Genomic DNA, 20962 nt, shown 5'->3' on the forward strand with positions numbered 1-20962 from the left:
TCTCAGACAGTCTGGGATGCTTTGAGCACCCGGGCCTCGCCCAGCATCGCGATCAGAATATCCACGTGACGCACGAGGCTGTAGCCTGTGTCGCTGGCCAGCCGCTGGCTGTTCAGGTTCGCCTCCAGTTCCATCAGCCGCAGCAGGGCCGCGCTGTGGCGGGGCAGATGGCCATATCCCAGCAGGCGGGGCAGATGTGTGGCGCGCCGGTAGTCGTCTGCACCTATTCTTGCCGCGCGCATCAGCAGAGGGGGTCGGCGCAGAGCGTGGAGCATTGAGAGTACGTCTTGCATGTGTGTCGTCCTTTTCTGGCGGCCACTTACCTGATCTGCAGGTCGGGCCGGCATACTATGACACAGCGTTGCCGGGTGTTGCGCCGGGCAGGGCGGGACGTACCGGCATGCCAGGGTTCTGTTAAGAGTGATGAAGAAAGTCTGATCAGCAACAATGTGGCGGGACTGTTGCGTATTCGTGCAAGATACCGGTCGGTGGTTTAAATACTGTTTATCCAATAGATACAATACTATCGGGAATGCCGGATATTAACCAACAGGTAACTTAATGCACTTTTAGGTTGCATCAGAATTCTGAATGCAACCTTCAATGCACTGGTTACGGTAGGATAAGATGACACACGAGGATTTCCCACAGGTCCGGCACAGGACAGCAGACGAAACGACGATACCCGACTGGGTTCCCGCTTCTGCACAGATGTATCTGGCCCATACAGAGGCCGGTCTGCCGATACGGGCTCTGGCCCGGGCAGCGGGATGTCACGCTTCTACTGTTCTGCGCCAGATCCGGCGGATTGAAACGCGCCGCGACGACCCTCTGGTTGACGCGGCACTGCGCACGCTGGGTGAAGTGCACTTTCACAGCCCGCGTTCCGACTTTGAGTATGAAAAGGATCCGTTACGCATGAGTTTTCAGGAAAAGATCACCTCTGAAGAGAGCACTTCCGACGACGCACTGCTGATGGCCGAAGCGCGCCGTGTGCTGCGCCGGTTGTGTGAAAAGGGCGCTGTTCTTGCAGTTGCCACTGATATGGAAAAAGCCGTGATCGTGCGCGATGGCGCAGCAGGTCAGGCAACGCGCACAGGCGTTGTCGAGCGTTCGGTGGCCGAAGCCCTGGCGCTGAAAGACTGGATTACGCCGGCAAAGTCGGGACGCATCACGCGGTATTCGATCACCGCGGCGGGACGCACGGCGCTGGAAACAATGCTCGAGCAGGGGGATGATCAGCCTGTCCGCGGGTTCGCCGATGCCCAGGCCCCATTTGCAGATCAGCATCGCCAGTGGGGGGAAAAGACTCTGCCGGACGCAGATACAGGCCGCCCGCGCCGGATGCGCTATAATCTGGCGGAAAGCCCGCTCACCGCACTGGCCCGACGCCGCGACAAGAACGGCGAGAACTTTCTCGGCGATGATCTTGTCACGGTCGGCGAACGTCTGCGCGAAGACTTTGAGCTGGCGCAGATGGGGCCGCGCGTGACCCAGAACTGGGACCGGTTTCTGACGGCGGGCGGACACGGCAGCTATGTGCCGGACAGCGGCGTGGGGGACGGCCCGGCCAATGCGCGCAAACGTGTCGCAGATGCGCTGACAGATCTCGGGCCAGGGCTGTCGGATGTCGTGTTGCGCTGCTGCTGCCATCTTGAAGGGCTTGAAACAGCAGAGAAAAAGCTTGGCTGGTCGGCCCGCTCGGGCAAGATTGTCCTGCGCATCGCCCTGATGCGCCTGAAGCGTCACTATGATGAGACCGTCGGGCCTGGCGGGCCGCTTATCGGCTGAGCTCTGCTGTGTGTCTGGTGCAGGACGGCTATGCGCCCTGCGACAGACCCGCAGGTTGAACCGCGCCAGCGAAACGGGGTAGACAGGTGGAAATCCGAATGGAGGACCGTCATGGCCACCCGCGACCTGAAAATCCCCGAGCAGCGCCACCCTGAAAAGGCGCGCCGGCCCGACAATCCGCAACCCAAAAAGCCGGACTGGATCCGCGTCAAGGCGCCGGGCGGTAAGGGCTATGCGGATACCGCAAAAATCATGCGCGACAACAACCTGGTGACAGTCTGCGAAGAGGCGGGCTGCCCGAACGTCGGGGAATGCTGGAGCCAGGGTCACGCCACCATGATGATCATGGGCGAGGTCTGCACCCGCGCCTGTACGTTCTGCAATATCGCAACGGGCAAACCCCCCGAGGACCTCGATGCCTTTGAGCCTGGCCGTGTCGCACATGCGGTCGAAAAGCTCGGTCTGAACCATGTGGTCATTACCTCTGTGGACCGGGACGATATCGAGGACGGTGGCGCAGATCACTTTGCCCAGACCATCCGTGCGATCCGCCACCGCAGCCCGGCAACAACAATCGAGATTCTGACACCCGACTTTATCCGCTGTGACCCTGCGGTCCTGGAGGTGGTGGTCGAGGCGCGGCCGGATGTGTTCAACCACAACCTGGAAACCGTGCCAGGGCTTTATCCGGAGGTGCGTCCGGGCGCGCGCTATTTCCATTCGCTGCGTCTGCTGCAGAGGGTCAAGGAACTTGACCCGTCGATGTTCACCAAATCCGGCATCATGGTGGGACTGGGCGAAGACAGACAGGCCGTGGTTCAGGTGATGGAGGACATGCGTGCAGCAGATATCGATTTCCTGACCGTCGGGCAGTATCTGCAACCGACGCCGAAACACCACCGCGTCGACCGTTTTGTGACGCCTGATGAGTTCAGGGCCTATGAAAAAGCGGCCTATGGCAAGGGGTTCCTGATGGTTTCGGCCACGCCGCTGACCCGGTCCTCCTATCACGCCGGTGATGATTTCGCGCGCCTGCGCGCGGCACGAAACCGCAAGCTGGGCCTCGGCTGAGGGTCAGTTCACTGTTTCGATCCGCAACAGATATGCCGCCAGCGCCGCGCGGTCGGTCTCTGGCAGCTTTGCGAGGTTTTCGATGACTGTGACCATATCGCCCCCGGCGCTGTCATAGTCCGGGGTCAGACCACTGGTGAAATAGGCCACCAGATCCGCCTCTGACCAGCCAAGGACGCCTGGCGTAATATTGGGAATACGACCTTTGCCTGTGGGCGATGGCGCGCCCGCAAGCCAGCGGTCACGGTCAAGCCCGCCCAGGCTGTCGCGCGCCGTATGGCATTCCGTGCAGTGACCCAGTGCTTCAGCCAGGTAGCGCCCGCGCTCTTCCTCAGCGCTCAGATCACCCTGCAGGTGGAAATCTCCGCTCTGGTTCATCAGCTTCCACAACCCCAGACCCCGGCGGATACTGAACGGCAGACCCACGTCATGGGCTTTGCCTGGGACCTGTGACGCGGGCAGTGTCTGCATATAGGCCCACAGATCGCCGATGTCGTCGCGGGTCATGAAAGCATAGGCGGTGTAGGGAAAGGCGGGATAGTAATGCTGGCCGTCCGGCGACACACCGGATTGCACTGCGCGTGTGAACTGGGCGGCGGTCCATCTACCGATGCCGGATGCCGGGTCCGGTGAAATGTTTGGCGCGTAAAACGTACCAAAGTCCGTGGCAAACGCCCTGCCGCCGGAAAGTACGGCAGGTTCTGCGTCATCAGCACCCGGTGCGACGTGGCACGAAGCACAGCCCGCAGCCGCAAACACCAGCGCACCGGCCTCTGCATCTGCTGACGGCAGCGTCTGGTCATCGGGCAGCGGATCTGGCCGCGTCAGCCACCAGAAAACCGCCGCGCCGAACAGCCCGGCTGTCAGGACAAGTCGAAACACAGCCCGCAGCATCTGCGGCCCGTTCAGTTTTTAGGGCCGCGATAGGCCTTGTGACACACGCCGCAGCTTTCGCCTGCCGCCTTCATGGCGGCCTGAAGGGCAGCAAGGTCCTGCCCTGCGACTGCAACCAGGCCATCTGCAGCAGTTTCAAGCCCCGTTGCGGCTTTTTCAAAGCCGGCAGCATCGCTCCAGATCTCCGCTTTGGCCCGCGTATCGGGTACATCACCCTGGATTGACCCTTCAACCCACAGAAGACTGCGGTCAAGACGGGCAACACTGGCCAGACTTTCGGCTGCTGCCGATGCCCTGGCGGTGTCAAATTCTATCTGGCCCTTGGCCATGCCACCGAGGATGCCCATGTTGTGGGAAATCAGCGTCATCTGTGCCTTTCGTGCTTTGATTGCGGCGGCCATGTCTTTGTCTGCGTGACCGTCGCCAAGCGCACTGCCCACGGCAGCCGTCAGCACAAGTGCACTGATGAGCGGGATAATTGTCAGTTTTTTCATGAATTTATCTCCTGGAACCCTGTAGATTTCAGCGCACTGATCCGAAGCGTAGCACAGTCTGCACGACAGTATAGGGTGGAATGTTACGGTCGAGTGATTGTGATCTGCGCATCACGGCCAATCCCGACGCGCTTCCGTTTACATACAGACACCAAAGGAATCACCCGCGCACGGAGGATTTATAGGGTGATTGACTGTACTGACCCGGTCACAAAGCGCTGGAAACCGCCGGCACAGGGTTATGTATCCGTAAACCGCACAGAGCCGATAAAGGGCAGATTGCGGTTACGCTGGGCGAAATCAATCCCATAGCCAACCACAAACTCATCGGGGATCTCAAAACCGGTCCAGTCGGCTTTGAAGTCCACCTCGCGCCGCGTGGGTTTGTCCAGCAGGGCAATGGATTTAAGGCGGGCGGGCTGGCGGCTTTTCAGCAGGTTGGTCACATGGTTCAGCGTGTGTCCGGTATCGACGATATCCTCGACCACCAGCACATCGCGGCCCTCGATCGCCCCCCGCAGGTCCTTGAGAATACGCACCTCGCGGCTGCTTTCCATCCCGTCGCCATAGCTGGACGCCTCAAGAAAATCGACCTCGATGGGCAGATCCAGCTCCCGCACCAGATCAGCAATAAAGACGAAGCTGCCCCGCAAAAGGCCAACAACGATCAGCTTGTCCGTATCGCCGAATTCCGAATGGATTTCCCGGCACAGGCTTTCGATCCGTGCCGCGATGGACTTGGCTGAAATCATCTCATCTATGACATATGGACGCGCAGACATCTGAAAGACCTTGATCTTGGGGTTGGGACATAGGACACGGATGGCTAACCTCTGAGACACGACAAAGCAATGCCGACACATTCTGAAACCCGCAAACTGCCCTACAGCGCGCAACAGATGTATGACCTGGTTGCCGATGTGGCCCGCTATCCGGAATTTCTGCCCTGGTGTTCCGCCGCCCGTATCCGGTCTGTAACGCCGCAGGGTGATCAGGAGATCATGGAAGCCGACCTGGTGATCAGTTTCCGGGTGTTCCGCGAGCGTTTTACCAGCCGTGTAGAGCTGACACCGGGTGCTCATAAGATCGATACCGAATACCTGGACGGTCCGTTCAGGTATATGAAATCCAACTGGATTTTCCGGGATTGCGAGGGCGGCTGCGAGGTCGATTTTTTTGTCGATTTTGCATTTCGCAACATGATCCTGCAGCGTCTTATCGGCGTGGTGTTCAACGAAGCCATGCAGCGTATTGTAAGGGCGTTTGAGGCGCGTGCGCGTGATCTTTATGGCCCGTCATGAGTATCACTGACAGTCTCATCGATCTGGCGCAGGGCCCTTGCGACGCTGACGCGCTGCGGATGATGGAACTGTCGCTTTTTGACTGGGCGGTCTGCGGTATCGCGGGTGCGCGTGATCCTGCTTTTGCCGGGTTTCGGGAAGCCGCACGTGCCGCCTCGTCCCTGGGGCGTTCGACCCTGTTCGGTGGCGGGACGGCATCCGCAGCGACGGCAGCGCTGATCAACGGAACACTCAGCCATGCGCTGGATTATGACGACACGCATTTTGCGCATATCGGACACCCGTCTGTTGCCGTGGTGCCCGCCGTCCTGGCGCTGGCCCACGAACGGGGTGCTGGTTTTGACGACATGGTTCAGGCGGCGCTGACCGGGGTCGAAGCTTCCGTTCTGGTCGGCACGTGGCTGGGGCGGGGGCACTATCAGACAGGCTTTCATCAGACGGCCACTGCCGGTGCCTTTGGCGCGACCCTCGGAGCCGCCCGCCTTTGCAGTGCGTCGCCAGAGCAGACACGCATGGCGCTGGGGCTCTGCGCCTCCATGGCCTCCGGGCTGAAATCACAGTTTGGCACTATGGCCAAACCACTGAACGCCGGTCTGGCGGCGCGCACCGGTGTGGAAGCAGTATTGTGGGCTCAGGTTGGCATGACAGCTGCCGCAGACGGGCTGGCCGGGCCGCTTGGGTTTGGCGAAACGCATCACGGCGCCGCCGAAGATGCCGTGGTGCCTGAACCGGGTCAGCCGTCTTGCGCCATTCTGGACATCAGCCACAAGTTTCACGCCTGCTGCCATGGGCTGCACGCCATGCTGGAAGCCATATCGCAGATCAATTGCGACCTGCAGGGCATTGAAAGTGTGGATATTTTCACTCATCCCCGCTGGATGACGGTCTGCAATCAGACGGCACCTGACACGGGACTTGGTGTCAAGTTTTCCTATGCGCATACGGCGGCCATGGCCCTGAGCGGCATTTCAACCGCCGCTGTTGAGAATTTCTCGGATCGGGTGGCAAGGTCGCCGGAGCTGATCGCACTCCGCCGGAAAGTGCGGGTTCATGCAGATGAGACGCTGACGGAAATGCAGGCGCGGGTGGAAATAAGATGTTCCGGTGGCAGCCTGCAGAGTGCTGCGCATGACCTGGCAGCCCCCATGCCGCTGGCAGACCGACAGGCGCGCCTGCAGCAAAAGGCCGGTGATCTTGTCGGCGCACCCTGTGCGTCGGATCTGTGGCAGGCGGTGCAAACCCGCGATCTGGAGTTGTTTACAAAGTCGTTGTGCCGTTAGCGTGGCTGCTCTGTATTCAGCGTTTTCAGGATCAGTTTCAGCGCGTGGTCCCGGGCCGCCGCGCGGACCTTGCCCCGACCCAGAGCGCCGAATTCAACGGTTTCGGTTTGCAGGTTGTCTGGCGTCGAGATCCCAAAGCACACGCGCCCCTCTGGCTTGAACTCTGAACCGCCCGGGCCGGCAATGCCGGTCACAGAGACTGCCAGTCCGGCATGGGACGCGGCGCGCGCACCACGCGCCATCTCTGCGGCGACGTCCTCGGAAACGGCGCCAAACCGCTCCAGTGTTTTTTCTGATACGCCGATCATCTCGGTTTTGGCGGCGTTTGTATAGGTGACGAACCCACGCTCCACGACTGCGGAGGCACCGGGAATGTCAGTCAGGGCGGCAGCAATCATACCACCCGTACAGCTTTCGGCCGTCACGATCATCACGTCCTGCTGGCGGGCGTGTTCAATCACCTGATGCGCAAGGCCGGGTTCATCCGACGCCATGATAAAGCCCCGCAAGAACAAGAACACCAACGGCTGCAAAAATACCGGCAATAACATCATCCAGCATAACACCCAGCGCATCGCCGCGCCTGTCGGCCCAGCCGATGGGGCCGGGTTTCCAGATGTCGAAAAGGCGGAACAGCGCAAAGGCTGCGATCCAGCCGGGCCACATGACAAGGATGTTCAGCCCCATGCTCCATGCGGCCCATGACAACGGCAGGAGTGCGATCCACTGGCCCACAAGTTCATCGATTACGATTTCGGAGGGATCGTGATCTGCACTGTCCCGGGTCATAACCGTTGTGGCCCACCAGCCTTTGGAAAACGCGGCGACAATCCCGAGCAGCAGCAGCGGAAAGCCCCCCAGAACATGCACCAGCCAGCCCCAGGGCAGGGCAACCAGAGACCCCCACGTGCCCGGCGCAGGCCGGATATACCCAACACCAAGCACCGTGCCGGTCAGTTGCGCCAGCCGCTTCATGGTTTCACCAGGGCCGCTGTAGCCAGACAGGCAATGCCTTCGCCGCGCCCGGTAAAACCAAGGCGTTCCGACGTTGTCGCCTTGACCGATACCCGGTCTGCGTCAAGATCCAGCAGACGGGCCAGTTCGGCCCGCATCCCCGCGGCATGGGGGCCGATCTTCGGAAACTCGCACACCAGCGTGCAGTCAATATTGCTGATGTCATATCCCATGGAGCGCGCCAGACGGGCCGCGTGCAACAGGAAAATCTCGCTCGCGGCACCTTTCCATTGCGGATCGCTGGGCGGGAAATGCTGGCCTATATCACCCCGGGCGAGAGCGCCATAGATGGCATCGGTCACGGTATGCATACCGACGTCCGCATCAGAATGACCGACCAGCCCCTGTGAATGCGGGATCCGGACACCACACAGGACAACATGATCGCCCGGTCCAAAGGCGTGTACGTCAAATCCGTTACCCAGTCTGATGTCCATCGCGTGCCCTCAGTATCCGTTCAGCCCGGGCAAAATCCGCAGGCATTGTTATTTTGAGATTATCCTCATCTCCGGGTGTTATCGATACCCGGTGGCCGTTCAGTCTGGCCAGTGCCACGTCATCGTCCGCACCCTGGGGGTGATCACGATGTGCCGCCAGGATTTTGGTCAGATCGAAGCCCTGTGGCGTCTGCGCCCGGAACAGCCCCGTCCGGTCGGCCGTGCCTGTGACAAGGCCATCCGCGCCGGTCCAGAGCGCATCCACCACCGGAACGGCAGGTGCCGCAGCCTGCGCTGTCTCCAGTGCTGCCAGAACGCCGTCAATCACCTCTGAAGACACACAGGGCCGCGCTGCGTCATGTATCAGAACCCGCTGAACGCGGTCTTCGAGAGCTGCAAGACCGGCCAGAACAGATGCGCTGCGCGTGTCGCCGCCGGAAACGACGAGAAGACCCGGCATGTCAGGCCAGGGAGCTGCCGGGCTGTCGTCCGGGTGCACCACAAGGACAAGCTGATCAATCCCCGGATGACGCTGGAAAGCCCGCAGGCTGTGGGCGGCAACAGTCTCCCCCAGCAGCGGTCGCCACTGCTTGGGCACACCGCCGCCTGCACGCGACCCGCGCCCGGCTGCGACGATGACGGCTGCTGTCTTCATGTGGCCCCCGGATGTTCCCGCCACCTGTCTATGGCTTTGGTCCGGCTGTGGCAATCGTCCCGGGTGACTGCTTAAAAAACAGGCACTGTTGCCTCAGAGGTACAGCTTTTGCCCGGCTATTATTGAGAAAACGCTTTAAAATTGATAGGTCAGGTGCACTTGCACAAGGATTAAGCACGCATGGCAATCGCGCCACCCTTTGAGATGACGCCACCGGTTCTGCTCGCGCCGATGGCCGGAATCACCGATCTGCCGTTCCGCGAACTGGTGTCCGGCTTTGGTGCGGGACTTGTCGTGTCAGAAATGGTGGCGAGCCACGATATGCTCAATGCCCGGCCCGGCAGCCGTGAAAAGGCAGAGCTGGGGCTGGGACGCACAGGCACAGCAGTCCAGCTGGCGGGGCGCGAGGCGGCACCGATGGCCGAGGCTGCGCGTATGGTCGAAGGGCAGGGAGCCAGTGTGATTGACATCAACATGGGCTGCCCGGCCAAAAAGGTCACACAGGGCTATTCAGGCTCTGCACTGATGCGGACGCCGGATCATGCGCTGACGCTGATCGAAGCCGTTGTGCGTGCCGTCCAGATTCCGGTGACGCTTAAAACCCGCCTCGGCTGGGACGATAACATGCTGAACGCGCCCGATATCGCCAGGCGTGCTGAGGCCGCAGGCATCACCATGATTACGATCCATGGCCGGACACGCTGCCAGTTCTACAAGGGCTCTGCCGACTGGGCGGCGATACGCGGTGTCAAAGAGGCGGTAACCATCCCGGTCATTGCCAACGGTGACATCGTGGACGCCGGTTCTGCGCGCAAAGCCCTCGCGGCTTCGGGCGCTGATGGCGTTATGATCGGTCGCGGTGCGCGGGGGAAACCCTGGCTGCTGGCCGAGGTGGCGCACCGGCTCTGGGGCACAGCTGCGCCGAAGGTCCCGGCGGGACGCGATTTCTCTGACATGGTCGCGGGTCATTACGAGGCCATGATCCGGTTTTATGGCGAAACACTGGGCCTGCGGGTCTCTCGCAAACATCTGGGCTGGTATATGGACACCTGCGCGACACCGGATGACCTGCGGCGCGCAGTCCTGACCGCCGCGACGCCTGCCAAAACAACGGCTCTGATTGCTGAGGCCTGCCAGATCCCCGAAGGGATGGCCGCATGAAATCGGACAGTAACATCTGGGCGAGCCTGCCTGTGCCGACGCTGATCATTGGCCCGGACGACACCATCATGGACATCAATTCGGCGGCTGAGGGGTTTCTCAACGTCTCGGCGCGCTCGGTGCAGGGGGTGCCGGTCTGGGACCAGATCGCGGTGAACGATCCGCTGGAGACAGCGTTCGAACGGGCCCGCGAAACCGGTACCCCACTCTTTGTAAACGACGTGGATGTGGGCAGCGGTGAGCGCGCGCCGATGCAGTCTGATCTGCAGGTTGCCCCGCTGGCAGGCAATAAGGGTCATATGATCCTGATGATCTCACCGCGCGAGCTTGCCGGTCGTATGACGCAGAACCATTCGGTGAAATCGGCTGCACGGTCGGCCATTGGCATGGCGGAAATGCTTGCGCATGAGATCAAAAATCCGCTGGCCGGCATCACCGGTGCAGCCCAGCTTCTGAGCATGAACCTCGGGGCAGAGGACCTGGAACTGACCGACCTGATCGTCGAGGAAAGCCGCCGGATCGTAAAGCTGCTGGGTCAGGTCGAGCAGTTTGGCAACCTTTCCTCTCCGGGCTTTCAGCCGGTGAACATCCACGATGTTCTCGACCGCGCACGCCGTTCAGCTTTGCTGGGTTTTGGCGCGCATATGAAGATCATCGAAGACTATGACCCATCGCTGCCAATGGCCTGGGGCGATCCGGATCAGCTGTTACAGGTGGTGCTGAACCTCATCCGCAATGCGTCCGAGGCGACGGGTGGAAAACCGGGCACGATCCGGTTGCACAGCTATTTCGAGCATTCGTTCCGGCTGCGCCGCTCGGACGGGTCGGGGCAGTCTCTGCCCCTGCAGATCGAAATTATCGACGACGGCCCGGGATTGCCTGACGCGATAAAGGGCGATGTATTCGAGCCTTTTGTCTCCGGACGCGAGAACGGCACCGGGCTGGGTCTTGCTCTGGTCAGCAAGATCATTTCCGACCACGGCGGCTGGATTTCAGTCACATCAGTGCCCGGTCGCACCGTTTTCCGCATTTCACTGGCGCGTGCCCCGCACGACGCCGTTCAACAGCCACGCAAAGAGGAATAACAGATGGATGGTACAGTTCTGGTTGCCGATGATGACCGCACAATCCGCACGGTTCTCACACAGGCGCTGACGCGCGCGGGCTGCAAGGTACACGCAACATCCAGCCTGACGACGCTGATGCGCTGGGTCAGCGAGGGCAAGGGCGACGTTGTGATATCCGATGTGATGATGCCGGACGGAAACGGCCTCGAGATGCTGCCGAAAATCAGTGAGGACCGCCCCGGTTTGCCGGTCATTGTGATCTCTGCCCAGAACACCATTATGACGGCCATTCAGGCAGCCGAGGCCGAAGCCTATGACTATCTGCCCAAACCCTTTGATCTGCCCGACCTGATGAAACGCACCGCACGCGCGCTGGAAACCCGCCAGCAGTCGCGCCGTGCACCGGCGCCCGGCAACGAACGCCCGGACGATCTGCCCCTGGTGGGCCGCACGGCGGTGATGCAGGCCCTGTACCGGATCGTGGCACGCGTTATGAACACTGACCTGCCGGTGCTGGTGTGGGGTGAATCCGGTACGGGCAAATCGCTCATTGCGCGCGCAATCCACGACTTTTCTGACCGGCGCAGCCTGCCGTTCGTCACTGCAACCGGCGCTGATCTGCAGGAACTTGAGGGTCCGGCCCGCCTGCTTGCCCGCGTCAAAGGCGGCACACTGCTGATCGACGAGATCGGTGATCTGAGCGAAGAGCTTCAGGCCCGCGTGGTCAGGATGATGGATACGCCGGGGGACTACGCGCCGCGTTTTCTGGCCACCAGCCAGAGCGATCTGAACACCGCGATGGAAAAAGGGGAGATGCGCAAGGATCTCTACTACCGGCTGAGTGGTGCGACGCTGATGGTACCGGCGCTGCGTGAACGGGTGGACGATATTCCGTTGCTGGCCGAACATTTCCTGGCCCGTGCAGAGGCGGCGGGTGCAGCACCGCGCAGTCTCTCGACCGAGGCGGCGGAGATTTTTCGCAATTACTCATGGCCCGGCAACGTGCGCCAGCTTGAAAACGCGATCCGGCGTCTGGGGCTGACGAGCCGTGCGGCGGAAATCACTGCATCCGAAGTTGAACAGGTTCTGGGGGCTCAGCCGGATCTGGAACCGATGCGCGCTGCCGGAAACACCGAAAAGCTGGGCGCCTCTGTCGAACGCCATCTGCGCCGCTATTTTGATTTGCACGGGAACATGCTCCCGCCAGCAGGACTTTATGCCCGCATCCTGCGCGAGGTTGAGGCCCCGATGATCGGCATTGCACTGGAAGCGACCGGCGGAAACCAGGCAAAATGCGCCGATCTTCTGGGAATTAACCGCAATACGCTGCGCAAAAAGATCACCGACCTCGATATAGAGGTGACACGCCGTCGCAAATTGATGTAAAACCGCAACACAAACCGTGGCGCATGGGGGACACCTCTCGTGAAGACCACAAAATAGAGCGGTCTGGTGCGCAATGCACCACATCATAGGTGAGGATTCCGGGTGGTATCCCGTGTGGAAAAGTCACTGCGACTGCGGCTGGGCAATCTGCGCCGGCGCAGACGCGTGCGCAACGCAGCGACCCTGGGTCTGGTTGTTCTGGGCCCCTTACTGGCGTTGTCGACATACCTGATCCTTGGTCCTCTCGGCGAAGCCAGCACAACGCTCAGCCTGCGGCTGATCCTTCTGGCGGATCTCGTCTACATTCTGGTGGTTGCGGCTCTGGTGCTGGCCCAGGTCGGGCGGCTGATCGCGGCGCGCCGGGCCAAATCCGCCGGGTCGCGCCTGCACCTTCGGCTCACCGGGGTGTTTGCACTGCTGGCGCTTATTCCAACGGTGACGGTTGCGATCTTTGCCGGGCTGACCGTGAATGTGGGACTTGAGGGCTGGTTTTCCGACCGTGTGCGTGAAGTGGTCGGAAACTCCCTGGCCGCAGCTCAGGCTTACGAGGCAGAGCAGCGCAGCGATCTGGCCGAAGACGCCCGCGCACTGGCCGAATCCATGGATGAGGCCCGGGAGGCGGGCATCTTGATTTCCGGCAGTGATCTGCTGAGCGAAGGCCAGCGCCAGATCCAGCGGGGTCTGCGTGAAGCCTATCTGATCGACGGCACGCGTGCGCTGCGGGCGCGTGGGGACCGGTCCTATCTGTTCAATTACGAGCAGCCCGGCGCGGACGACATCCGCGAAGCCCAGACCGGCGAAGTGATCATCATAGAGGACTGGCCTAACAACGAGTTCCGCGCGCTGGTGATGCTGAATTCTTTCACGGACAGATATCTGTACGTCAGCCGCGACGTCGACGGCGAAATCCTGTCACTGCTGGACGAGACGCAGGAGACGGTGCGCCTGTACCAGCAACTTGAGAACGAGCGGGGACGGCTGCTCTTTGAATTTGGCCTGCTCTATCTGGCCTTTGCGCTGATCCTGATCCTTGCCGCCATCTGGCTGGGTCTGTGGTTTGCCGAACGATTGTCCGGGCCTGTCGGCAGGCTGACGGGGGCGGCCCAGCAGGTCGGGGCCGGAGATCTCGACGTGCAGGTGCGCGAGGAATCCGGAGACGACGAGATTGCCATGCTCAGCCGGTATTTCAACCAGATGACCAAGCAACTCAAGGCGCAGCGCGACACACTGATAGACAACACAGAACAGATTGAACGCCGCCGCAGGCTCTTTGATTCTGTGCTGAGTTCTGTGACGTCAGGTGTGGTCGGGCTCGACCCGGACGGACGGATCACCTTTGTGAACCGCAGCGCAGAGCGGCTGCTGGGCTGGCAGGGCGACCGGCAGAGTGTGGCGCTGGCCGTGGCAGTGCCGGAGTTCGGCCCGCTGTTTGCTGCCATGCAAAGCTCCCCCGGAGAGGTGGCCCAGGCGGAAGTGAAAGTCAGCCGTCAGGGCCGGCTGGAAAACCTGCTGGTGCGTATGGCCACGCGGCGCAACGAGGATGGACGGCTCGAGGGCTACGTGGTTGCCTTTGAGGATGTCACCGACCTGGTCAGCGCACAGCGTATGGCAGCCTGGGGGGATGTGGCCCGCCGCATCGCCCATGAAATCAAGAACCCTCTGACGCCGATTCAGCTCTCTGCGGAACGGATCCGGCGCAAGTTCTCCTCAAAGGTCGGCGAAGACAGTGACGCCCTGGAGCAGATGACAGGTGTGATTGTCCGCCAGACCGGAGATCTGCGCCGCATCGTGGATGAGTTTTCAAAGTTTGCGCGTATGCCCGAACCCGAACGAAAACCGCTCGATCTGCAGCAACTGGTGCGGGATGCGGTGCTGCTGCAGCAGACCGGTCAGCCCGATGTTTCGATTTCGGCTGACCTGCCGGAGACGGCGGTTCTGGCCGAACTGGACAGCACCATGATCAGCCAGGCGCTGACAAACCTGATCAAGAACGCCGGAGAAGCCATTGAAACTCTGATCAGAAAAGGTGCTCCTGACGGGTTTGCGCCGCAGATACAGGTTGCGATGACCGTCGACGGCGACCGCGCAAGGATCAGTATTGCCGACAATGGCATCGGCCTGCCGGAAGACCGCGCGCGGCTCTTTGAACCCTACGTGACGACCCGCAGCGAAGGGACGGGCCTTGGCCTGCCGATCGTTAAGAAAATTATCGAGGAGCACGGCGGCAGCCTTGTGCTCGAAGACGCGCCCGTATTCGACGGGCAGAACCATTCCGGTGCTATGGCGGTCATCAGACTGCCCTGTCTCACCAGCGACGCACCGCAAAACCAACAGATCGAAGAAGGAAGCGAGACCGATGAGTGACATTCTGATCGTTGACGATGAACGCGACATCCGGGAACTGATCTCTGATATTCTTCAGGACGAGGGATATACGACCCGGCTGGCCGGAAACTCTGATGATGCGATGGCCGAGATAAACGGCGAGCCTCCGGCACTGATCATTCTGGACATCTGGCTCAAAGACAGCCGGATGGACGGGATCGATATTCTTAAAACCGTCCGCAGGGACAATCCGGACGTGCCGGTGGTGATCATCTCAGGCCACGGCAATATCGAAATCGCTGTCGCCGCGATCAAACAGGGGGCTTATGACTTTATTGAAAAGCCTTTCAACATCGATCAGCTGCTTGTCGTCATCCGCCGCGCGATGGAAACCTCGCGGCTGCGGCGCGAAAACCAGAGCCTGCGCCGCAGGGATGACACCAGAGCAGAAATGATCGGCAGCTCTGCGTCTTTCCGCACGCTCGTCAGCAATCTGGACAAGGTGACAAAGTCCAATGGCCGGGTGATGCTCACCGGTCCTGCTGGCAGCGGCAAGGAAGTGGCCGCGCGCTACATTCACGCCAATTCCAATCGCGCGGGCGGACCGTTTGTGACGGTGAACTGTGCCGGTGTGGCCGCTGAGCGTATGGAAGAAGTGCTGTTCGGACGCGAGACCCCGGAGCGGGGCATCGAGGCAGGCCTTCTGGAAGAGGCGCATGGTGGGATCATCTATTTTGATGAGGTCGCGGATATGCCGATCGGAACCCAGTCAAAAATCCTGCGGGTGCTTGTGGATCAGCAGTTTCAGCGGGTGGGTGGCAACGACAAGGTGCGGGTGGATCTGCGGGTGATCTCCTCGACCAACCGCGATCTCGAAGAGGCCATTGCCGCCGGCACATTCAGAGAGGAGCTTTATCACCGGCTGAATGTTGTGCCGATCATGGTACCGCCGCTGGAAGACCGGCGCGAGGATATCCCGGAACTGGCGCGCCACTTTATTGCGGAAATGAACACCACGCAGGGTCTGCCGCTGCGCGAAATCAGCGATGACGCTGTGGCGCTGATGCAGACAATGGTCTGGCCCGGCAACGTCAGACAGCTGAAAAACCTGATCGAACGGGTTCTGATCCTGGGCGACGGCAATGGGCCGATCGAGGCGCGTGAACTGCCTGGTACGGATGAGGCGGCGGGCGACGAGAACCGTGTGGTCCTGTCCGGTGCGCTGGCCACGCTGGCACTGCGCGAGGCCCGCGAAGCGTTTGAGCGTGAATACCTGCTCACTCAGATCAACCGCTTTGGCGGCAACATTTCGCGGACGGCGAACTTTGTGGGGATGGAGCGTTCGGCGCTGCATCGCAAACTGAAATCGCTGGGTGTGGTCACATCAGCCAAATCAGGTGCGAGAGTGGCGCATATGGATGAGGAGCCGGAAACCGCAGACTGACGTGCTCAGCGGCTGATTTCGGCCAGAATATCGTGCCCCTGCATGTTCAGGAAATGCAGGATATCGATGAATATCCAGTTTTCGGCGAGCCTGTCCCCCTCCCGCCGGTATATGTCCACAACCCGCATGTCGGCACGCACGTCCGAAGCCGGGAAACCCATGAAACTGCCGCCATTGGTCAGCGTCAGATTGGGCCACCCGAAAAAACCGCCGTACATGCCTTCGGCCATACGGCACAGATGCCCGTTAAAGGCGCGGTCTTTGATATGCGTCCGGAACGGTCCCTGGTGCTGCTCAATATAGCGGTCGATGGTGTAGGTGGCCCCGATGCCAGCTGGCCCCCACCACAGCATATCCCTGTTCCAGTCCTCCGCCAGCTCGTCGCGTGGATGCGGGGGCTTATCGGCGGCATTTGCATGATCAATTGAGCCGATCATGTTGTTGATCCGCGCCAGCGTGATCTGCGACGCCCGCGCGTCCCCTGGCGTCAGCTGCAGCCCGTCATGGGTCAGCGGTCCGGGTTGTACGAGATGTGCGCCTGTTTGCTCTGCACGCAGCGGGTTGAGGCCTGCCTGCAACATCAGATGGATCAGATCTACAAAGAGTGCTGATTCAACGATTTTCCCGTCGCGCACATGGTGGAACTCTGCATAGCGGACCATGGCAATTTTCCGGGTTGGCGCAATGCCGAGAAAGGCATGGTCAAAAAGGCCCATCAGGTGACCCATCGAACAGGTCCACTGGCCCTGAAACCCGTCAATTTCGTTCAGACCGGCGAAAAAGATGTCTTCGCGCCGCTGCACACTGGAGAATGCGGTCAGGAATGGCACCCAGAATGACCGGGCGATGGCCGCGGGGCCTGTCTGTTCGTGGAACGGGTGCATCCCGTACCAATGGCAGTCAGCCGTCATGTAGCGGGACAGAATGCCTGCGACCGTATCGGGAGTAGCTGTCGCCATTTCAGAATAAAGCGCGCGCACCAGCGTCTTGGCAGGTTGCAGATCTGCAGTGATCGGGGGAATCGAGATGCTCATGCGGTATGAGTAGAAAGTGCCATGTCCACACGCCAGCGCAAAAGCGACAATTTCAGCCTGAGCTGTTCATAATCTGCCAGGTCTTGTCCTGGTTGCGTATGATGCAGCTTTGCGGCGTCAGCTCCGGCAACACCAGCGTGACAGCGGGGATGGCATTGCGCGCCTTCTCTCCGGTGCAGCGCGGGATGCTGACCTGTGCATAGCCTCTGTCGGCCATACATTGTTCTGTCACGCGCCCGCGCAGCCCTGCATTAACATCCACAGTGTAAACGTCGCCCGGTTCATACCAGCCGCCGGTTGTATAACAGGAACCGTCACTGCGGCAGATGCGACGGCCCGGATAGAACTGCGGGGGCTCGCGTCTGGTCTGGTTGGACACCGGCACGTCCTGGGCGGCCGCAACCTGGCAGCCCAGCAGATCCGCATCGAGGCGCGATACCTCGGTGCCTGCGTTGTAATACATCTCGACCGGTGCGCAGGCCGTCAGCAACAGCGGCAAGGTACAGGGCAGGGTCGTCCAAAGGCGCAGTCTATTCATGGGGTCATATTGCACGGCCATTCAGCGCCCGACAATTGAATTGACCGTTACAGGGCCATCTGCCATTCAGAAGGTCCGGAAATGCTATGAAGGACGCACAGCATGAAGGTTATTATCTGCGGCGCGGGTCAGGTCGGCTGGCAGATCGCGCGGCACCTGTCCGGTGAACGCAACGACGTTACCGTGGTCGATAACAACCCCGATCTTGTGCGCCGGGCAACGGATTCACTGGATGTGCAGGGGATTGCCGGCTTTGCCAGCTATCCCGACGTGCTGGACCAGGCTGGCGCACGCGATGCCGAAATGATCATCGCCGCGACCCATTCCGACGAAGTCAACATGGTGACCTGCCAGGTGGCGCATTCGGTCTTTGGCATCAACCGCAAGATCGCACGACTGCGCAGCCAGTCCTATCTGGATGCGATTTATTCTGATCTTTACCGCCGTGATCACATGCCCATCGACGTGGTGATCAGCCCCGAAAAAGAAGTTGCGGCAGCTGCCCTTCAGCGTCTGTCTGCCCCGGCGGCCTTTGACACCGAAGTCTTTATGGAGGGCAAGGCCCATCTGCTGGGGATCAGCCTGGACGATACCTGTCCCGTCCTGAACACACCGCTGCGTCAGCTGACTGATTTGTTTTCCACCCTGCGCGCTGTGGTGGTTGGTGTGCGGCGCGAGGGTACGCTCTTTGCACCAGAGGCCAAGGATCAGCTCTTTGCCGGTGACGATTGCTATATTTTCACCCATGTCGACGACATCACGCGCACGATGGAGATCTTTGGCAAAAAGCAATCCAAACAGGAGCGTCTGGTCCTTGTCGGTGGCGGAAATGTCGGGCTGACAGTGGCGCAGACCCTGGAAAAACGCGCCGTAAGGGTTCGTGCCAAGGTGATCGAAAAAAACCGCCTTTGTGCTGAACGCGCCGCTGAGGCGCTGGAGCGGACCATCGTGCTGAACGGTGACGGGCTGGATTCAGGTCTGCTGTCCGAGGCAGGCATTGCCCGCGCCGATGCAATGCTGGCTGTGACCGATGATGACAAGACAAACATGCTGGCCTGTGTACGCGCCAAGGCCGAAGGCTGCGCCTATGTAATCGCGCTGATCAACGATCCGACGCTTGTGCCGCTGATGGGGCCTCTGGGCATTAACGCCTATATCAACCCGCGCGCCACGACAGTGTCTTCTATTCTGCGCCATATCCGTCACGGGCGGGTGCGGGCCGTCTATTCCATCGGTGATGCCGAGGCCGAGGTGATCGAAGCAGAGGTTTTGTCCACCTCGCCGCTGGCGGGCAGAAAAATCTCCGAGATCGACTTTCCGGAGGGTGTCCTGGTCGGCGCTTTGCGCAAGGGTGACGAAGTGATCCGCCCCATTGGCAGCACGCGCATCAGCGAAGGGGACGTGATTGCGATCTTTGCCCTGACCGAAGACGTGCCGGAAGTGGAACGCCTGATGCAGGTTTCCATCGATTTCTTCTGAGCGATGGCGCAGGCGCATCATATCAGGGGCCGGCGTTCCGCCCTGGAGCAGCTGCTGGAGATGCCGCTGTTTCTGCTGATTTTCGGTGTGGCCTCAGTCTCCATGATTATTCCGGCCCTGCATGGCGGCGTCGCCCGCGAACTGGAAACAGCACGTGCCTTTTTCTACTGCGCGCTGCTGGGCATTATTGTGTTTGGCATGGTTGTGACGGCCCATGCCGGGCGCCGCCCGCGTCACGGGGCGCTGGGTACGCTGATGTCGCTGTTTGCAACATTCGTTTTCCTGCCGTTCTTTCTGGCTATTCCGTTTTTTGAGGGGCTGGGCACCACGACCTTTATGAATGCTTATGTGGAAATGGTCAGTGCGGTGACCACGACGGGTGCCACCATCTTTGACCGGCCTGCGCGCCTGAATGACACCCTGCATCTGTGGCGCGCTCAGGTCGGCTGGATGGGGGGTATCACCATGTGGATTGCGGCGTCAGCCATCCTCGCCCCCCTCAACCTTGGTGGTTTTGAGGTGACCGCCCAGGCAGAACCGGGACAGCGCGAAAGCCAGAGTACGATTTATGGCCGGACCGACCCGCGGGCGCGGTTGCTGCGTGTGGTGGTGGCGCTGGTGCCGATTTACATCGGACTCACAATTGTTCTGTGGGTACTGCTCTACGTCAGCGGGGACAGGCCGCTCGTGGCTCTGACACATGCCATGTCGGTTATGGCGACCTCGGGCATTTCTGCGACGGGCGGTCTGCAGGATGCAGGCTCCGGTTTTACCGGCGAGATGCTGATGCTGCTCTTTATGCTGTTTGCGCTCTCGCGTCTGACCTTTTCGCAGGACACGGTAACGGCGACCCAGGGCGGTCTGAAAACTGATCCGGAATTCCGGCTGGGGCTGGCCATTGTGATCGCCGTGCCGCTTATCCTGTTCGCGCGCCACTGGCTGGGTGCGCTGGATTTCGAAGCGGGGGAGGATGTCGGCGAGGCGCTGCGGGCTTTGTGGGGCGCGCTCTTTACGGTGATGTCGTTTCTGACCACGACCGGTTTTGCGAGCGCGGGCTGGTCCGAGGCGCAGACCTGGTCCGGGCTGGAAACGCCAGGGCTGATCCTGATGGGGCTGGCGCTGATCGGGGGGGGCGTGGCCACGACTGCAGGCGGTGTAAAGCTATTGCGCGTTTTTGCGCTTTATCTCAACGGGCGGCGCGAACTGGAGCGCCTGGTGCATCCGTCCTCGGTCAGCGGTGCCGGACGGGAAGGGCGCCGCATTCAGCGCAACGGCGCTTTTATCGCCTGGATTTTCTTTATGCTTTTTGCCCTGTCTCTGGCGGCGGTGACGATGCTGCTGGCGTTACTCGGAGTTGCTTTTGATGATGCTGTTGTTCTTGCCGTTGCGGGTCTTTCCACGACCGGACCACTGATCTCTTTTGCGGCAGAAGAACCCATTGCACTGGCCCAGCTGAGCGGTGGTGCCAAGACGGTTTTCTGCGCGGCGATGGTCCTGGGCCGGCTGGAAACCCTTGCCATTATTGCGCTTTTGTCGCCTGATCTGTGGCGCGGATAGGCGGATTGTGCCAATAGGTCCGTAACGGACTGTT

21 protein-coding genes are annotated in these 20962 nt (G+C 60.7%); 11 read left to right on the top strand and 10 right to left on the bottom strand.

The genetic code is table 11. The features are described from left to right. Positions 1-2: 2 nt before the first annotated feature. On the bottom strand, positions 3-293 hold the full coding sequence (locus tag Q1A34_RS01850; protein ID WP_300029951.1) for a DUF6477 family protein: 291 nt from the start codon (positions 291-293) through the stop codon (positions 3-5). Positions 294-627: 334 nt separating this feature from the next. On the opposite strand from Q1A34_RS01850, the gene Q1A34_RS01855 reads away from it, so the two are divergent. Then, the gene (locus tag Q1A34_RS01855; RefSeq protein WP_300029955.1) at positions 628-1791 is read left to right on the top strand and encodes a DUF6456 domain-containing protein; all 1164 of its coding nucleotides are present in this window, start codon (positions 628-630) and stop codon (positions 1789-1791) included. A gap of 111 nt (positions 1792-1902) precedes the next feature. Next, positions 1903-2862 carry a lipoyl synthase gene (gene lipA / locus Q1A34_RS01860; protein ID WP_300029958.1) on the top strand — a complete coding sequence of 320 codons (960 nt, stop codon included), beginning with the start codon at positions 1903-1905 and terminating at the stop codon, positions 2860-2862. Positions 2863-2865: 3 nt separating this feature from the next. Here the strand turns inward: lipA and Q1A34_RS01865 are convergent, their stop codons facing one another. The 3 genes from Q1A34_RS01865 to hpt form a co-directional block, all read right to left on the bottom strand. After that, positions 2866-3744 (bottom strand): cytochrome c, encoded by an 879-nt coding sequence (locus tag Q1A34_RS01865; protein ID WP_366942796.1) that lies wholly within the window; start codon positions 3742-3744, stop codon positions 2866-2868. Between the two features lie 23 nt (positions 3745-3767). Further along, positions 3768-4250, bottom strand: a complete 483-nt coding sequence (locus Q1A34_RS01870; RefSeq protein WP_300029961.1) for a cytochrome c — start codon at positions 4248-4250, stop codon at positions 3768-3770. A 239-nt stretch (positions 4251-4489) separates the two neighbouring features. Then, entirely contained in the window at positions 4490-5032 is a 543-nt protein-coding gene (gene hpt, locus Q1A34_RS01875; RefSeq protein WP_300029964.1) for a hypoxanthine phosphoribosyltransferase, read from the bottom strand. Between the two features lie 69 nt (positions 5033-5101). Between hpt and Q1A34_RS01880 the strand changes: the two genes are divergently transcribed. Both Q1A34_RS01880 and Q1A34_RS01885 read left to right on the top strand, forming a co-directional pair. Then, positions 5102-5551: a type II toxin-antitoxin system RatA family toxin gene (locus tag Q1A34_RS01880; RefSeq protein WP_300029967.1), complete on the top strand. Its 450-nt coding sequence runs from the start codon at positions 5102-5104 to the stop codon at positions 5549-5551. Then, positions 5548-6831, top strand: a complete 1284-nt coding sequence (locus Q1A34_RS01885) for an MmgE/PrpD family protein (protein ID WP_300029969.1) — start codon at positions 5548-5550, stop codon at positions 6829-6831. The genes Q1A34_RS01880 and Q1A34_RS01885 overlap by 4 nt, the downstream gene beginning before the upstream one ends. On the opposite strand, the gene Q1A34_RS01890 is transcribed toward Q1A34_RS01885, so the two are convergent. From Q1A34_RS01890 to ispD, 4 genes are read right to left on the bottom strand one after another with little or no spacing between them, the layout of a single operon-like run. Continuing rightward, positions 6828-7325 carry a CinA family protein gene (locus tag Q1A34_RS01890; protein WP_300029972.1) on the bottom strand — a complete coding sequence of 166 codons (498 nt, stop codon included), beginning with the start codon at positions 7323-7325 and terminating at the stop codon, positions 6828-6830. The genes Q1A34_RS01885 and Q1A34_RS01890 overlap by 4 nt on opposite strands. Then, positions 7312-7806, bottom strand: a complete 495-nt coding sequence (locus Q1A34_RS01895) for a phosphatidylglycerophosphatase A (RefSeq protein ID WP_300029975.1) — start codon at positions 7804-7806, stop codon at positions 7312-7314. The genes Q1A34_RS01890 and Q1A34_RS01895 overlap by 14 nt, the downstream gene beginning before the upstream one ends. Then, the gene (ispF, locus tag Q1A34_RS01900) at positions 7803-8282 is read right to left on the bottom strand and encodes a 2-C-methyl-D-erythritol 2,4-cyclodiphosphate synthase (RefSeq protein ID WP_300029978.1); all 480 of its coding nucleotides are present in this window, start codon (positions 8280-8282) and stop codon (positions 7803-7805) included. Before ispF ends, Q1A34_RS01895 begins: the two co-directional genes overlap by 4 nt. Continuing rightward, positions 8263-8937, bottom strand: coding sequence for a 2-C-methyl-D-erythritol 4-phosphate cytidylyltransferase (gene ispD / locus Q1A34_RS01905; RefSeq protein WP_300029981.1), 675 nt, complete (start codon positions 8935-8937; stop codon positions 8263-8265). The genes ispF and ispD overlap by 20 nt, the downstream gene beginning before the upstream one ends. Before the next feature lie 180 nt (positions 8938-9117). Here ispD and dusB point away from each other — a divergent pair, with 180 nt between their 5' ends. The 5 genes from dusB to Q1A34_RS01930 all read left to right on the top strand — a co-directional run bounded on the left by dusB (position 9118) and on the right by Q1A34_RS01930 (position 16320). Next, positions 9118-10098 (top strand): tRNA dihydrouridine synthase DusB, encoded by a 981-nt coding sequence (gene dusB, locus Q1A34_RS01910; RefSeq protein WP_300029984.1) that lies wholly within the window; start codon positions 9118-9120, stop codon positions 10096-10098. Then, positions 10095-11183 carry an ATP-binding protein gene (locus Q1A34_RS01915; protein WP_300029987.1) on the top strand — a complete coding sequence of 363 codons (1089 nt, stop codon included), beginning with the start codon at positions 10095-10097 and terminating at the stop codon, positions 11181-11183. The genes dusB and Q1A34_RS01915 overlap by 4 nt, the downstream gene beginning before the upstream one ends. Before the next feature lie 3 nt (positions 11184-11186). After that, the gene (locus tag Q1A34_RS01920; RefSeq protein WP_300029990.1) at positions 11187-12551 is read left to right on the top strand and encodes a response regulator; all 1365 of its coding nucleotides are present in this window, start codon (positions 11187-11189) and stop codon (positions 12549-12551) included. Between the two features lie 132 nt (positions 12552-12683). Next, on the top strand, positions 12684-14915 hold the full coding sequence (locus Q1A34_RS01925) for a PAS domain-containing sensor histidine kinase (protein ID WP_300032304.1): 2232 nt from the start codon (positions 12684-12686) through the stop codon (positions 14913-14915). Further along, complete coding sequence (locus Q1A34_RS01930; RefSeq protein ID WP_300029992.1) at positions 14908-16320, top strand: sigma-54 dependent transcriptional regulator; 1413 nt, start codon at positions 14908-14910, stop codon at positions 16318-16320. Before Q1A34_RS01925 ends, Q1A34_RS01930 begins: the two co-directional genes overlap by 8 nt. Positions 16321-16325: 5 nt before the next feature. Here the strand turns inward: Q1A34_RS01930 and Q1A34_RS01935 are convergent, their stop codons facing one another. Both Q1A34_RS01935 and Q1A34_RS01940 read right to left on the bottom strand, forming a co-directional pair. Then, positions 16326-17354, bottom strand: coding sequence for an ester cyclase (locus tag Q1A34_RS01935; RefSeq protein WP_300029995.1), 1029 nt, complete (start codon positions 17352-17354; stop codon positions 16326-16328). Between the two features lie 52 nt (positions 17355-17406). Then, entirely contained in the window at positions 17407-17892 is a 486-nt protein-coding gene (locus Q1A34_RS01940) for a hypothetical protein (RefSeq protein ID WP_300029998.1), read from the bottom strand. 102 nt (positions 17893-17994) lie between these two features. Between Q1A34_RS01940 and trkA the strand changes: the two genes are divergently transcribed. Together trkA and Q1A34_RS01950 are read left to right on the top strand one after the other, a co-directional pair. After that, positions 17995-19371 carry a Trk system potassium transporter TrkA gene (gene trkA / locus Q1A34_RS01945; protein WP_300030001.1) on the top strand — a complete coding sequence of 459 codons (1377 nt, stop codon included), beginning with the start codon at positions 17995-17997 and terminating at the stop codon, positions 19369-19371. Positions 19372-19374: 3 nt separating this feature from the next. Continuing rightward, positions 19375-20928, top strand: coding sequence for a potassium transporter TrkG (locus Q1A34_RS01950; RefSeq protein ID WP_300030003.1), 1554 nt, complete (start codon positions 19375-19377; stop codon positions 20926-20928). Positions 20929-20962 lie beyond the last annotated feature (34 nt).

Origin of the sequence: uncultured Roseobacter sp., assembly GCF_947491795.1 — a bacterium.
In the GTDB taxonomy this organism is placed as follows: domain Bacteria; phylum Pseudomonadota; class Alphaproteobacteria; order Rhodobacterales; family Rhodobacteraceae; genus Roseobacter.

Coding starts and splice junctions, on each gene's coding strand:
- Q1A34_RS01915 (WP_300029987.1), top strand. CDS start 10,095: ATGAAATCGGACAGTAACATCTGGGCGAGCCTGCCTGTGCCGACGCTG.
- Q1A34_RS01885 (WP_300029969.1), top strand. CDS start 5,548: ATGAGTATCACTGACAGTCTCATCGATCTGGCGCAGGGCCCTTGCGAC.
- hpt (WP_300029964.1), bottom strand. CDS start 5,032: ATGTCTGCGCGTCCATATGTCATAGATGAGATGATTTCAGCCAAGTCC.
- Q1A34_RS01940 (WP_300029998.1), bottom strand. CDS start 17,892: ATGAATAGACTGCGCCTTTGGACGACCCTGCCCTGTACCTTGCCGCTG.
- Q1A34_RS01920 (WP_300029990.1), top strand. CDS start 11,187: ATGGATGGTACAGTTCTGGTTGCCGATGATGACCGCACAATCCGCACG.
- trkA (WP_300030001.1), top strand. CDS start 17,995: ATGAAGGTTATTATCTGCGGCGCGGGTCAGGTCGGCTGGCAGATCGCG.
- Q1A34_RS01895 (WP_300029975.1), bottom strand. CDS start 7,806: ATGAAGCGGCTGGCGCAACTGACCGGCACGGTGCTTGGTGTTGGGTAT.
- dusB (WP_300029984.1), top strand. CDS start 9,118: ATGGCAATCGCGCCACCCTTTGAGATGACGCCACCGGTTCTGCTCGCG.
- Q1A34_RS01850 (WP_300029951.1), bottom strand. CDS start 293: ATGCAAGACGTACTCTCAATGCTCCACGCTCTGCGCCGACCCCCTCTG.
- Q1A34_RS01935 (WP_300029995.1), bottom strand. CDS start 17,354: ATGAGCATCTCGATTCCCCCGATCACTGCAGATCTGCAACCTGCCAAG.
- Q1A34_RS01930 (WP_300029992.1), top strand. CDS start 14,908: ATGAGTGACATTCTGATCGTTGACGATGAACGCGACATCCGGGAACTG.
- ispD (WP_300029981.1), bottom strand. CDS start 8,937: ATGAAGACAGCAGCCGTCATCGTCGCAGCCGGGCGCGGGTCGCGTGCA.
- Q1A34_RS01950 (WP_300030003.1), top strand. CDS start 19,375: ATGGCGCAGGCGCATCATATCAGGGGCCGGCGTTCCGCCCTGGAGCAG.
- Q1A34_RS01870 (WP_300029961.1), bottom strand. CDS start 4,250: ATGAAAAAACTGACAATTATCCCGCTCATCAGTGCACTTGTGCTGACG.
- Q1A34_RS01880 (WP_300029967.1), top strand. CDS start 5,102: ATGCCGACACATTCTGAAACCCGCAAACTGCCCTACAGCGCGCAACAG.
- Q1A34_RS01890 (WP_300029972.1), bottom strand. CDS start 7,325: ATGGCGTCGGATGAACCCGGCCTTGCGCATCAGGTGATTGAACACGCC.
- Q1A34_RS01855 (WP_300029955.1), top strand. CDS start 628: ATGACACACGAGGATTTCCCACAGGTCCGGCACAGGACAGCAGACGAA.
- lipA (WP_300029958.1), top strand. CDS start 1,903: ATGGCCACCCGCGACCTGAAAATCCCCGAGCAGCGCCACCCTGAAAAG.
- ispF (WP_300029978.1), bottom strand. CDS start 8,282: ATGGACATCAGACTGGGTAACGGATTTGACGTACACGCCTTTGGACCG.